At 62.7% G+C, this 13152-nt stretch carries 11 protein-coding genes; 6 read left to right on the forward strand and 5 right to left on the reverse strand.

What is annotated here, in order from left to right; all coding sequences use genetic code 11:
• Positions 1–30 precede the first annotated feature (30 nt).
• The 4 genes from ACF8O8_RS16385 (at position 31) to ACF8O8_RS16400 (ending at position 4769) form a co-directional block, all read left to right on the forward strand.
• Positions 31–1233, forward strand: a complete 1203-nt coding sequence (locus ACF8O8_RS16385) for a glycosyltransferase (protein ID WP_392509997.1) — start codon at positions 31–33, stop codon at positions 1231–1233.
• On the forward strand, positions 1230–2417 hold the full coding sequence (locus ACF8O8_RS16390; RefSeq protein WP_010954029.1) for a glycosyltransferase family 2 protein: 1188 nt from the start codon (positions 1230–1232) through the stop codon (positions 2415–2417). Before ACF8O8_RS16385 ends, ACF8O8_RS16390 begins: the two co-directional genes overlap by 4 nt.
• A complete protein-coding gene (locus ACF8O8_RS16395; RefSeq protein WP_010954030.1) occupies positions 2417–3169 on the forward strand; it encodes a WecB/TagA/CpsF family glycosyltransferase in 753 nt (250 codons plus the stop codon). The genes ACF8O8_RS16390 and ACF8O8_RS16395 overlap by 1 nt, the downstream gene beginning before the upstream one ends.
• 178 nt (positions 3170–3347) lie before the next feature.
• Positions 3348–4769 carry an undecaprenyl-phosphate glucose phosphotransferase gene (locus ACF8O8_RS16400; RefSeq protein ID WP_010954031.1) on the forward strand — a complete coding sequence of 474 codons (1422 nt, stop codon included), beginning with the start codon at positions 3348–3350 and terminating at the stop codon, positions 4767–4769.
• A gap of 34 nt (positions 4770–4803) precedes the next feature.
• Here the strand turns inward: ACF8O8_RS16400 and ACF8O8_RS16405 are convergent, their stop codons facing one another.
• Entirely contained in the window at positions 4804–5745 is a 942-nt protein-coding gene (locus ACF8O8_RS16405) for a LysR substrate-binding domain-containing protein (RefSeq protein ID WP_012052371.1), read from the reverse strand.
• A 146-nt stretch (positions 5746–5891) separates the two neighbouring features.
• Between ACF8O8_RS16405 and ACF8O8_RS16410 the strand changes: the two genes are divergently transcribed.
• Positions 5892–7268 carry an L-serine ammonia-lyase gene (locus tag ACF8O8_RS16410; protein ID WP_350297843.1) on the forward strand — a complete coding sequence of 459 codons (1377 nt, stop codon included), beginning with the start codon at positions 5892–5894 and terminating at the stop codon, positions 7266–7268.
• Positions 7269–7355: 87 nt separating this feature from the next.
• Here the strand turns inward: ACF8O8_RS16410 and ACF8O8_RS16415 are convergent, their stop codons facing one another.
• The 4 genes from ACF8O8_RS16415 to ACF8O8_RS16430 form a co-directional block, all read right to left on the reverse strand.
• Positions 7356–8033 (reverse strand): DUF3313 domain-containing protein, encoded by a 678-nt coding sequence (locus ACF8O8_RS16415; RefSeq protein WP_350297844.1) that lies wholly within the window; start codon positions 8031–8033, stop codon positions 7356–7358.
• Between the two features lie 140 nt (positions 8034–8173).
• Positions 8174–9469: an FAD-binding oxidoreductase gene (locus ACF8O8_RS16420; protein WP_010954035.1), complete on the reverse strand. Its 1296-nt coding sequence runs from the start codon at positions 9467–9469 to the stop codon at positions 8174–8176.
• Positions 9470–9482: 13 nt separating this feature from the next.
• Positions 9483–10571 carry a polyamine ABC transporter substrate-binding protein gene (locus ACF8O8_RS16425; RefSeq protein WP_010954036.1) on the reverse strand — a complete coding sequence of 363 codons (1089 nt, stop codon included), beginning with the start codon at positions 10569–10571 and terminating at the stop codon, positions 9483–9485.
• A gap of 80 nt (positions 10572–10651) precedes the next feature.
• On the reverse strand, positions 10652–12010 hold the full coding sequence (locus ACF8O8_RS16430; RefSeq protein ID WP_010954037.1) for a glutamine synthetase family protein: 1359 nt from the start codon (positions 12008–12010) through the stop codon (positions 10652–10654).
• Positions 12011–12193: 183 nt separating this feature from the next.
• On the opposite strand from ACF8O8_RS16430, the gene ACF8O8_RS16435 reads away from it, so the two are divergent.
• Positions 12194–13093, forward strand: a complete 900-nt coding sequence (locus tag ACF8O8_RS16435; protein WP_049587807.1) for a helix-turn-helix domain-containing protein — start codon at positions 12194–12196, stop codon at positions 13091–13093.
• Positions 13094–13152 lie beyond the last annotated feature (59 nt).

A 13152-nucleotide genomic window follows, 5' to 3' on the forward strand; every position in this document is an offset into this window, starting at 1 on the left:
GTCATCAAGCGGGTTTGGATCTGGATTCGTATGCGCATTGCTTACTTCATCAATCAGTACCCGAAAGTCAGCCACAGTTTCATCCGTCGCGAAATACTGGCGCTGGAGCGCCAAGGGGTTGAGGTGCAACGTATAGCCCTGCGTGGGTGGGACGCCGAAGTGCAGGATGCCGAGGACGCAAGCGAACGGGGCAAGACCCGCTACGTATTGCAAGGTGGGCTCAAGGGGTTGTTGGCACCGACGTGGCAGGTACTGCGTACGCAGCCGCGGCGGTTTTTCCAGGCGCTGTGGCTGGCCATGCGCCTCGGCTTGCGGGCCGACCGTGCCTGGCCCTACCACCTGGTCTACCTGGCCGAGGCCTGCCAGGTGCTGCAGTGGTTGCAGGCAGGGGAGGCGACACATGTGCACGCGCATTTCGGCACCAACTCTACTGAAGTGGTCATGCTGGCCAACGCCCTGGGCGGGCCGGCATACAGCTTTACCGTGCACGGCCCTGAAGAATTCGACAAGCCACAGTTCCTGCACTTGGGTGAGAAAGTACGGCGCGCCGCCTTTGTCGCGGCGGTGAGCTCGTACGGGCGCAGCCAGCTGTACCGTTGGGTGGCGCACGAGCACTGGGGCAAGGTGAAGGTGGTGCACTGCGGCCTGGAGCGTGGCTTTCATGAGGTGGCGCCGGTCGCTGTGCCGTCGGCGCCACGGCTGGTGTGTATCGGGCGCCTGTGCGAACAGAAGGGCCAGCTGCTGTTGCTGGAAGCGGCGCGCTGTCTCGCTGCCCAGTCGATCGCCTTCGAGCTGGTGCTGGCGGGTGACGGTGAAATGCGCGAGCAGATCGAGGCCTTGATTGCCCGGCACGGCTTGCAGCAGCAAGTGCGTATCACTGGCTGGATCAGCAGTGCGCAGGTACGCGAGGAAATCCTGGCCGCCCGTGCGCTGGTGCTACCCAGCTTCGCCGAGGGCTTGCCCGTGGTCATCATGGAGGCCATGGCCTTGCGCCGGCCCGTGCTGACCACCTATGTAGCGGGTATCCCCGAGCTGGTGCGGCCTGGCGAAAACGGCTGGCTGTTCCCAGCCGGTGCCGTGGACGAGCTGGCAACAGCCATGGCCGACTGCCTGGCGCAACCGGCCGAGGTACTGCAGCGCATGGGCGAGGTGGCCTACCAGCGTGCCGTGCAACGGCATGACATCGATACCGAGGCGGCCAGGCTGGCCGACTATTTCAAGGCATACGCATGATAAGTGTATTGGGTTGGTTACTGGGCCTGTTGGCGATCATCGTCCTGGTACCGGTGTCGGTGCTGTTGCTGCAAGTGTTGCTGGCTTGCCTGCCGGCGCGGTCCAGGCCCAAGGGCATTGGCGAGCGCCCGCGAGTGGCGGTGTTGGTGCCCGCCCACGATGAGGCGCTGGTCATTCGTGCGATGCTGGCCAGCGTTACGCCGCAACTGCTGGACGGCGACCGCTTGCTGGTCGTGGCAGACAACTGTTCGGATGACACGGCCCGGTTGGCACGCGCGTCCGGTGCCGAAGTGGTAGAGCGCCACGATACGCGCTTGCGCGGCAAAGGTTACGCATTGGATTTCGGCGTGCGCCACCTGGCTCAGCGGCCGCCCGAGGTGGTCATCGTGGTGGATGCCGACTGCCAGGTGGGCGAGGGGGCGATCGACTGCCTGGCGCGCCGCTGCCACGCACTTGCCCGCCCGGTACAGTCGCTGTATCTGATGCGTGCACCGGCAGGTGCTGGGTTGAGGGTGCAGGTTGCCGAGTTTGCCTGGCGGGTCAAGAACCTGGTGCGGCCACGTGGCTGGGCGCGCCTGGGCCTGCCATGCCAACTGATGGGCGCGGGCATGGCGTTCGGCTGGCACGATCTGAGTCTGATCAACCTGGCCAATGGTCATCTGGTCGAGGATGTGAAGCTGGGCCTGGACCTTTGCCAGCAGGGCAAACCGCCTGCTTTCTGCCCCGAGGCACTGGTCACTAGCCAGTTCCCACTTAGCCAGCAGGGCCTCAACAGCCAACGCACCCGCTGGGAGCACGGCCATCTGGGCTTGATGCTTGCCGACGCACCCAAGCGGGCGATGGCTGCCATCACCCAGCGTAACGCTAGCCTGGCGGCCTTGACCCTGGACTTGCTGGTGCCGCCCCTGGCGTTGCTGGTACTGACCTTGCTCGGGCTTAACCTGGTGACCTGGCTGGCGTACCTGCTGTTCGGCCTGGCGGCGCCCGCGTGGCTCGCCTTTGCCGGTTTGGCCTTGCTGGCCTTTGCCGTGGTGTTGGCCTGGGCGCGCTTCTGCCGTGAAGTGATACCGTTCTCGGTGCTGCTGTACGCGCCGTTTTACGCGGCCAGGAAAATTCCCTTGTACCTGAGTTTCCTGATCAAGCGCCAGGTTGAATGGGTGCGTTCAAAACGGGATGACGACTGATGGCTCAGTGGCAGAATCGCTGGAAGCGTGTGATCGACCAGCTGGCAGTGATCGCTGATGACGCCGCCGTGCAGCACCTGCTCGATCGCCTGGCCACACCGGATACGGCCACCGTGCTGGGCTTCGTCAACGCCCATGCGATGAACCTGGTGGTGCGCGATGGTGGCTACAGCCAGGCGCTGTCGGCCGCAGATGTACTGCTGCGCGATGGTGCCGGCATGGCGATCCTGTATCGCTGCCTGGGCCTGGAACCCGGGCTCAACATGAACGGCACAGACTTCATTCCCAGGCTCATGGCTGCTTACCGAGGGCGCAAGGTCGCCTTCTGGGGCACCCGGCAACCCTACCTGGACCAGGCTGTGCAGCGCTGTAAAGCCGAATTCGGCATTGTGCCAGTGTCGGTTCACGATGGCTTCGCCAGCCTGCAAACCTATCTGCAGTTGGCCCGCGTCCAGCAACCCGAGCTGATCGTGCTGGGCATGGGCATGCCCAAGCAGGAAGCGGTGGCAGCGGCGTTGGCAGCCACTGGCGGGCCATGCCTGATCGTGTGCGGTGGGGCGATCCTGGACTTTCTCGGCGGCAAGGTCAGCCGTGCCCCCGAATGGCTGCGGCGTTTGGGGGGCGAGTGGCTGTACCGCCTGCTGCGCGAGCCCAAGCGCCTGTTCATGCGTTATGTGGTGGGCAATCCGCTATTCCTGTTGCGTACCCTGTTGTACCGGCGGGCGGCGGTTTCGGCCAGGCGGGCCCTATGAATCGGCCAAAAATCGCAAAAGCGGTGATCCCGGGTACGCCAGCGCCGGGTGGCTGCTACAGTGATATCAATCGCTTGAGGGCGCCACGAGCCTGCTGCACGGTTTTTGCTTAAGTCGGTTTTCAAGACTTGCTGTTTGATGGAAGGCACTTGCTACGCTCATCTTGATGAGGTCTGAAATGGTTTTCGAACCCAGAAGCAGTCGTTCCTTACTCCAGAGAAGAAGCAGTGTCAGTAACGCCATCCAGGCCGGCCTCGATGGTATTGCCGTCACCGGTATTGCCTGGTACCTGATCTACGACCAGTTCGGCTATATCACATCCGATTACGTGATCATGCTGCTGCTGCTGATTGGCGCACTGGCAGTCATTTATGATCATTACGCGATCTACCGCACCAACGTCGGGCTTTCGATCAAGGCGTTCCGCCTGTTCAAGGCCTGGTCGGCAACCTTTTGTTTCCTGGTGGTCATGGCTTTCCTGACCAAGCAGAGCGAGACCTATTCGCGGTTGCTGATGGGGCAGTTGTTCGTCATTGGTTATTTCGCGCAATTGTTCTTGCACTTTGCCGTGCGTGAACTGCAAAAACGCTTTACCGCCCACGCGCGTCTGGATAATGCCCTTATCATCGGCAACGGTGACCTGGCCAACTTCCTCTATCAGAAAATCAGCAACAACCCGTGGTTTGGCGAGCGGGTGCTGGGGTGCGTGGTGCTTGACAAGGGCGATGAGCAAGGGCCGGAAAGTGCCGAAGGCAAGCAGCGCCTGCCGGTGCTGGGGCATATTGGCGACCTCGACGAGCTGGTGGCCCGGCATGGCATTCGTACGGTGTACCTGGTGACGCCGCTGGGGGGCTCCGAAGTCATCAACGATGTGTACTTCAAATTGCTCGACAAGTGCATTGCGGTCAATTGGGTGCCCGACATCTTCTCGTTACGCCTGATCAACCATAGCGTGCGTGAAATTGCCGGCATTCCGGTGCTGACCTTGTCGGAAACACCCTTGACGGGCATGAGCCTGTTCTTGAAAAACCTTGAAGACCGGGTGCTGGCCGCGTTGATTTTGCTGTTTGCATCACCCGTATTGCTGGCTGTTGCGCTGGCCATCAAGATCGATAGCCGCGGCCCGGTGTTCTTCCGCCAGGAACGTACCGGCTGGACAGGAGAATCGTTCCGCATCTGGAAGTTTCGCAGCATGCATGTTCACCAACCGGAAGCAGGTGTGGTCAAGCAGGCGCAGAAGAACGACCCAAGGTTGACCCGGGTCGGCGCCTTTATCCGGCGGACAAGCCTTGATGAACTGCCACAACTGTTCAATGTGCTGACCGGGGAAATGTCCCTGGTAGGGCCGCGGCCACATGCCTTGCAACATGACACTTTGTATTCGCAGGATATCGTTGACTACTTTGCCCGCCACAATATCAAGCCCGGCATGACAGGTTTGGCGCAGGTGCGCGGGTTCAGGGGGGAGACCAAGGATATCGAGCAAATGATCCAGCGAGTCGACTCGGACATCGAGTACATCAACAACTGGTCGTTGTGGCTGGACTTCGTGATCCTGGTGCGCACGCTTAATGCCTTCACCGGTAAGCAGGCTTATTGAGCGAAGCGCTCCTGCACCAAGCGCGCCCAGCTGGTTATTCCTTGTTCAACGGATGCAACGCCCTGAACCCCCGCGCTTCTTCCACCAGCCAGTCATGCACCGCCCGCGCACCTGGCTGGTTCAAGCCGCCTGGCGGGTAATGCACCACATAACGCTTGTGGTTGGCGATCGGTACACCAAACGGCACGATCAGTGCCCCGCGTTCCAGTTCATCATTGAGCAGCGTGCGGCGGGCAATCGCCACGCCGATACCGGCAATAGCCGCCTCGATGGTCAGGTGGTTGCGGTTGAAGGTGTGACCGCGCCGCACATCCAGGCCGGCGGCGCCGATGCCTTCCAGGTAGAACTCCCACTCGGCATATTCCGAACTGCCACGCCAGGCGGTGATGTCATGCAGCAGCGGGTAGTGCGCCAGGTCAGCGGGGCCATGCAGCGGCGGGCGCCCGCGCAGCAGGGCAGGTGAGCACACCGGGAAGATCTGCTCGTCCAGCAGCGGCGTCGAGAGCATGCCTGGGTAACTGCCATCGTTCAGGTCGATGGCAAGGTCGAAGTCGCCCGGCGTCAGCGCCTGGGCACTGTCCTCAGCCACCAGGCGCAACTCGATGTCCGGGTAACGTTGTTGAAAACGCGGCAAGCGCGGCGTGAGCCATTTGGCCAGGAACGACGGGATCGAACGCACACGCAATGTGCCGCGGATTTCCCCCGCGTCCAGCCGCAGCAGCTCGGCTTCGATACTGCCGTAGGCCTCGGCCACCGTCTGGGCCAGGCGTTGCCCCTCGGCGCTCAGCTCCACGCCGCGCGCCCGGCGCAGGAACAGCCGGTAGCCCAGGCGCTCTTCCAGTTGGCGCATCTGCTGGCTGACCGCGCCCGGGGTGATGTGCAGCTCTTCGGCACAGCGGGTGAAGGACAGGTGCCGGGCTGCGCAGGCAAATACATGCAGCCAGACGAACATCTGACCATTGAGTTGTCGTCGCATCGTTTAGTACCACTAAAGGCTTGCTTAGGAAGTTTCGTTGGTCATCCGTGAGCCAGCGCGGCAGTATCGCGCAAAATCGCAATAACGCTCAATTTCTTCAGACAACCCTACCCTGGATGCATGTCAGGGCAGGGTCAGGCATTAGCATGGCTATCAGTGTTTTCGACCTTTTCAAAATTGGCATCGGGCCGTCCAGTTCCCATACCGTCGGCCCGATGCGCGCGGCGGCCACCTTTGCCCAGGCTTTGCGTGAGCAGGGGCTGCTGGCCCAGGTAACGCGCGTGCAAGTGCGGCTGTATGGCTCGCTGTCGGCCACTGGGGTTGGCCATGCCACCGACCGCGCGTGCCTGCTAGGCTTGATGGGCCAGTGGCCGGACTGTATCGACCCGTCCACGATCGAATCGCGCATCGGCCAGGTCCTGCAAGAGCACTGCCTGATGCTCGACGGCAGCCATCCGCTGGCCTTCGACTACGGCCGTGACATGCTGCTGCTCGACGAGAGCCTGCCTTATCACCCCAATGCCATGAGCCTGGAAGCCATGGACGGGCAGCGCAGCCTGTTGAGCCAGACCTATTTTTCGGTGGGCGGCGGCTTCATCGTCGAGCAAGCCGAGATCGATGCGCCGGCAAGCGAAATGAATGCCGTGATGCTGCCTTATGAGTTCGACAGTGGTGCGCAACTGCTGGCGTTGTGCAAGGCCCACAACCTGAGCGTGGCGCAACTGATGATGGCCAACGAATGCGCCTGGCGCCCGGAGGCCGAGGTGCGCGAAGGCTTGTTGCGCATCTGGGCGGCCATGCGTGAGTGCGTGGCGAACGGCCTGCGCAACGAGGGCATCCTGCCGGGCGGCTTGCACGTCAAGCGCCGCGCCGCGCGGTTGCATCGCAGCCTGCAGGAGCTGGGCAAACCCAACGTGATCGGCTCGACCCTTGGTGCCATGGAGTGGGTCAACCTGTTCGCCTTGGCGGTCAATGAAGAAAATGCTGCCGGTGGGCGTATGGTTACCGCGCCCACCAACGGGGCAGCCGGCATTATCCCGGCGGTGTTGCACTACTACATGAAGTTCAACCCCAATGCCTGCGATGCTGATGTGGTGGACTTCCTGCTTGGCGCAGCGGCGGTTGGCATCCTGTGCAAAAAGAACGCCTCGATTTCCGGTGCCGAGGTGGGTTGTCAGGGGGAGGTGGGCTCGGCCTGTTCGATGGCTGCTGCCGGCCTGGCGCAGGTACTGGGCGCTACGCCGCCCCAGCTTGAAAACGCCGCCGAAATTGCCCTGGAGCACAACCTTGGGCTGACCTGCGACCCGGTGGGCGGCCTGGTGCAGGTGCCGTGCATCGAGCGCAATGCGATTGCTGCGGTCAAGGCGATCAACGCTGTGCAGATGGCGCTGCGGGGGGATGGCGAGCACTTCATCTCGCTCGATCGGGTGATCCGCACCATGCGTGATACTGGCGCGGACATGCATGCCAATTACAAGGAAACCTCGCGCGGCGGTTTGGCGGTCGCTTTTGTCGAGTGCTGATGTTTAACGCGGTCAATTGGAGCGGCCTTGTGTCTCGATGGGCCGCTCCTTCACCAGGTTGCGTTGACCTGCTGGGTCAGCGCTGACTCAGCGGCCTTTCTGCTTCGCTGCCAGGAAGCTCGCACGCATGTCCTTGGCCCAGCCATCGAGCACCGGCTTGACGTCATTCAAGGTCAGCTTCTGGGTATCGTTCTCCAGCTCCTGGCCCGCGCCCTTGCGGACCACCTGGGCCAGTACCTTCTGGCTGGAGCCGTCCAGGAACGCTGCCTCCACACCGACATCCACGTCCTGGTCACGGCCACCCATGGCGGTATTCACACCTGCCGCGATAAGCGCGATAGGGATCACCTCGTAAGGCCTGAGGCCCTCGTTACTGGTGGACACTGCCGTGATCGCCGGGCGCACCACGATCACGCCCGGGCCAGGCCCCTTGGCCAACGGCATCACGCTGGCCATTTCGCGGCGCAGGGCCTCGTTGAAGTAGCGGGTGATTTCCTGCAGCGTCTGCTGCGAGATAACCGCTGTTGGCTGCGGCTTGGGGTAGAACTGGCTTGGCTCGACGAACACCTGGCTGTACTGGTTGATATTGACCTTGGGGTCGATCCAGCGCATCACCGGGTCACCCGACGGGCTCTTGGCTTCTTGCAGCCGGCTGTAGTCTTTGAGGAAGCCGGAGTAATCCTTGGGGTCCACGCGGTTGCTGGAGCAGGCGGCCACGGCAAGCAGCGCGGCGCACAACAGGGTAATGCGAGGCAATGATTTCATGATGAAAAGGCATCCGTGAGAGGTCGGCCTCAACAACGCTAGCAGGTGCGAGGCAGTTGGCCAGTGGACGGGGTAATCCTCTTTGAAAAGAACACAGTGCGTGGCTCGCCCTGAGGGGCGCTGCAAACGTTGCTGCCCACTCAACCCAGGGCCTCACGCAAGCGGTACCACAACATGCCCAGTGCCAGCAGGGGTGAGCGCAGGGCCTTGCCGCCAGGGAAGGTCAGGTGCGGCACGGCGCTGAACACATCCAGGCCGTGGCTGTGGCCGAGGGCGATGCTTTCGGCCAGCAGTTTCGCCGTCCAGTGCGTCACGTTCAGCCCGTGCCCGGAATAGCCCTGGGCGTAATACACGTTAGGGTGCTGGTTCAGGCGCCCGACCTGAGGGAAACGGTTGGCGGTGATGCCGATCATGCCACCCCACTGGTAGTCGATGCGCACGTTGGCCAGTTGCGGGAATACTTTCAGCACCTTGGGCCGCATATAGGCAGCGATGTCCTTGGGGTGTCGTCCAGAATAGTGGCAGGCGCCGCCGAACAGCAGGCGGCGGTCTGCGGTGAGGCGGTAGTAGTCCAGGCCGACCTTCTGGTCGCACAGCGCCATGTTCTGCGGGATCAGGCTGCTGGCCAGCGCTTCGGGCAAGGGTTCGGTGGCCACCACATAGCTGCCGGCCGGCAGTACCTTGCCGCTCAGGCGCGGTTCCAGTTCATCCAGGTGAGCGTTGCAGCCCAGCACCAGGCTGCTTGCGCGCACCTTGCCGCGCGCCGTGTGCAGCGTCAACCTGGGCCCGTGCTCAATGCGCAGCACCGGGCTTTGTTCGAAAATGCGCACGCCCAGGCTGTGGGCCGCGCGGGCTTCGCCCTGCACCAGATCCAGCGGGTGCAGGTGGCCCGAGCCCATGTCGACCAGGCCGCCAGCGTACTGGTCGCTGGCGACGATTTCGTTCAACTGCCCGGCGCTGACCAGGCGTGTTTCATGGCGATAGCCCAGGGCGGCCAGGTCGTCCTGTTCCTCCTTGAAGGCGGCGAACTGCGCCGCGGTGTTGGCCAGTTCGCAGAAGCCCCAGCGCAGATCGCAGGCAATGCCGTAGCGGGCGATGCGCTCGGCCACCAGTTCCACTGAGTCGATGCCGGCCTGCTTCAGGTAGCGCACACCGTCCTGGCCGACATGCCGGGCAAAGCCGCTGACATCATGGCCAATACCGCGAATCAGCTGGCCGCCGTTGCGCCCACTGGCGCCCCAGCCGATGCGTCGGGCTTCCAGCAGCACCACCGAGAGGCCGCGCTCGGCCAGCTCCAGGGCTGTATTGACCCCAGTCAGTCCGCCGCCGATCACGCATACGTCGGCCGTCAGTTCGCTGTCCAGGCTGGGGTAGGGTGCCGCGTCGCGCGCTGTGGCGGCGTAGTACGAGGCGGTGTGTTGGGTATTGAAAGACATGAGCGTTCTCGACTCAGCGGTTGGACTTGATCTTGCTCCAGGAGCGGGTCATGACGCGCATGATTTTCGGGCTCGGGGTGCTGGAGATGTACAGCTTGTCCAGCACCTCCTGGGGTGGGTAGATCTCGGGGTTGTTCACCAGCGATGCATCCATGTAGGCCTTGGCGTCCGGGTTGGCGTTGGCATAGCCGACCGTGGCGCTGACCTTGGCAATCACTTTGGGGTCGAGCAGGTAGTTGATGAACGCCAGGGCCTGCTCGGGGTTGTTGGCGTCCTTGGGGATGGCCAGCAGGTCGAACCACAGGTTGCTGCCTTCCTTGGGAATGCTGTAGGCGACCTTCACGCCGTTTTTCGCCTCTACGGCGCGGTTGGCAGCCTGGAACACGTCGCCGGAGTAGCCGAACGCGATGCAGACATCACCGTTCGCCAGGTCAGAGACGTACTTGGAGGAGTGGAAGTAGGTGATGTAGGGGCGCAGTTCGAGCAGGCGGGCCTCGGCCTTGGCGTAGTCGCCCGGTTTTTCGCTGCGCGGGTCCATGCCCAGGTAGTTGAGCACGGCCGGGAACAGCTCGTCGGGCGAGTCCATGAATGCCACGCCGCACTGCTTGAGCTTTTTCAGGTTTTCGGGCTCGAACAGCACCGCCCACGAGTCGATATGGTCCACACCCAGTGCCGCCTTGACCTTGTCGACGTTGTAGCCGATGCCATTGGTGCCCCACAGGTAAGGCACGGCGTACTGGTTGCCGGGGTCGTTCTGTTCAAGTTGCTTGAGCAGTTTGGGGTCCAGGTGCTGCCAGTTCGGCAGCTTGCTGCGGTCCAATGGCAGGAAGGCGCCGGCCTGGGCCTGGCGGGCGAGGAAGTGGTTGGACGGTACCACCACGTCATAACCCGTACGCCCGGCCAACAGCTTGCCTTCAAGGGTTTCGTTGGAGTCGAACACGTCATAGACCACCTTGATTCCGCTGCTGGCCTGGAAGTCGGCCAGGGTGGTGTCACCGATGTAGTCGGTCCAGTTGTACACACTGACCGTGGGCGCGGCCTGGGTGGTGGTGGCGAACAGCAGGGTGAATGCAGCGGGGATCAGGGCTTGCAGATGACGCATGGGAACACCTCGTTGGTCTTGTTCTTCGAGTTCGGAGCAGGCTTGCCTGTGCATGGGGTGCAAAGCACCCCCGCGGTGGATCAGACACTCAGCATCAGGAATTCACGCTCCCATGAGCTGATGACGCGCTTGTAGTTCTCGTGCTCGGCGCGCTTGACCGCCACGTAGCCCTGGACGAACTGCTTGCCCAGGTACTGCTGCACGGTTTCGCAGTCCTCCATGTGCTGCAGCGCATCCTCGATGGTGATCGGCAGGCGCAGGTTGCGGCGTTCATAGGCGCGGCCCTGCACCGGTGCGCTAGGGTCGATCTGCTCGACCATGCCCAGGTAGCCGCACAGCAGGCTGGCAGCGATGGCCAGGTACGGGTTGGCATCGGCGCCCGGCAGGCGGTTTTCCACCCGCATCGCCTCAGGGCTGGAGGTGGGCACGCGCAGGCCGGCCGTGCGGTTTTCTTCGCCCCACTCGACGTTGACCGGTGCCGAGGTATCCGGCAGGAAGCGGCGGAACGAGTTGACGTTGGGCGCGAACATCGGCAGCAGCTTGGGGATGTACTTCTGCAAGCCGCCGATGTGATGCAAAAACAGCTGGCTCATGCTGCCGTCTTCGTTGGCAAAGATCGGTTTGCCAGTGGCGATGTCGACCACGCTCTGGTGCAGGTGCATGGCACTGCCGGGTTCATCGGTGATCGGCTTGGCCATGAACGTGGCGGCCACGTTGTGCTTGAGCGCGGCCTCGCGCATGGTGCGCTTGAACACGGTGATCTGGTCGGCCAGGTCCAGCGCGTCGCCGTGGCGGAAGTTGATCTCCATCTGCGCCGGGCCGTCTTCGTGGATCAGCGTATCCAGGTCCAGGCCCTGGATCTCGCACCAGTCGTAGACGTCTTCGAACAGTGGGTCGAATTCGTTGGCGGCGTCGATCGAGAACGACTGGCGGCCACTTTCAGCACGGCCGGAACGCCCCAGTGGTACCTGCAGTGGCAAATCCGGGTCTTCGCAGCGCTTGGTCAGGTAGAACTCCATCTCGGGCGCGACGATCGGCTGCCAGCCCTTGTCGGCGTACAGCTTGAGCACCTTTTTCAGGACGTTGCGTGGCGAAAGCTCGATAGGGTTGCCTTGCTTGTCGAAGGTGTCGTGGATCACGATCGCGGTTGGCTCGATCGCCCACGGGATCTGGTAAACGGCGGTGGGATCGGGGCGGCAGACCATGTCGATGTCGGCGGCGTCGAGCAGGTTGTAATAGATGTCATCGTCGACGTAGTCGCCGGTGACCGTCTGCAGCAGCACGCTTTCTGGCAGACGCATGCCTCGCTCATGGAGGAACTTGGCGGTAGGCGCAATCTTGCCGCGGGCGATGCCGGTCAAGTCGCTGATCACGCATTCGACTTCGGTGATCCGGTGTTCTTTCAGCCAGGTGGACAGCTGATCGAAGGGGGCGTTCATACAGACCTCTTGGTTGGGTTTTAGTGGGGGAGCGTGGGCGCTTGCGAAAACCGTTGGACAGTTGCGAAGGCGTTACGCTTCCCAGGTGACGCGCTGCAGACTATCTTGGTCGCAGCCCCCCGGGGCGATCTATCCACTTTCTTCAGTATCGAATGCACCAAAAGAGTGCATACAGGACGATGTGTGACAACCGCCAATGCGTTGAAGGTCCAGGCTTTCCACACCACTGACGTCACCGAGCAAGTGCGCGCCACCCCTGGCTGGCAGCAGCAGTACCGGCAGATGTCGCCCGGGTACTTCAGCGGTGAGCTGCGGTGTCTGGGGTTGGATGGTGTGGAGGTGTACGAAGAGCGCCTGAACACCCGGGTGGAGCAATTCTTTCGCGCGCCAAGCGGCTCGCTGGCGTTTTGCTTCGACCGCAGCGAGAACAGCCTGTACCTGCTGAACGAACAAAGCCGCAATATCTGGATCACGCCGGAGAACTACCAGGAGGTGGCGGTCGTGTTCGACCAGGCCTTTCTGGCCCGCCATGGCCTGGACCCGCAGCGCCTGGAAGGGTTGTTCATGGTGCCACTGGGCAGCGGCCAGAATGCGCTGTTCGGCAGCTGGCTCAGCGCCACCTTGACCCGGTTGGGCGAGGAGGGTTGCCCGTTGCAAGGGCAGGCCCTGGCTGAGCAGCTGCTGGAGGACTGCCTGTTCATTCTCGACAACGCCAGCCAGCGTTTGCAGGGCGTGGCCCTGGGGCGGCGGGACGAGGAAAGGGCGATCATGCACCGGGTCAGCGAATGGGCGGCCGACTGCCCGGAAGAGACGCTGAATCTGCTTGAGCTGGCAGACGTGGCTGGGGTTTCCCTGCGCCAGTTGCAGCAGGCGTTCAAGGCGTTTACCGGCATGCCGCCGGCGCACTGGCTGCGCCTGCGCCGGCTCAACGGTGCGCGGCGTGATCTGTTGCGCGGTGGCGGCGTGACCGTGGCCGAGGTGGCGATGCGCTGGTCGTTCTGGCATTTAGGAAGGTTTTCAGAGAGTTACCGGCAGTTGTTCAAGGAGTTTCCCAGTGAAACATTGAAGCGCTGCAGGGTTTGAGGCGGCCAGCCCAGGCAACACTGAACCCAGCATTCCACGCCAAAAGTTGCTATCGTGCC

The organism is Pseudomonas sp. TYF_14 (assembly GCF_043105275.1).
Classification (GTDB): Bacteria; Pseudomonadota; Gammaproteobacteria; order Pseudomonadales; family Pseudomonadaceae; genus Aquipseudomonas; species Aquipseudomonas alloputida.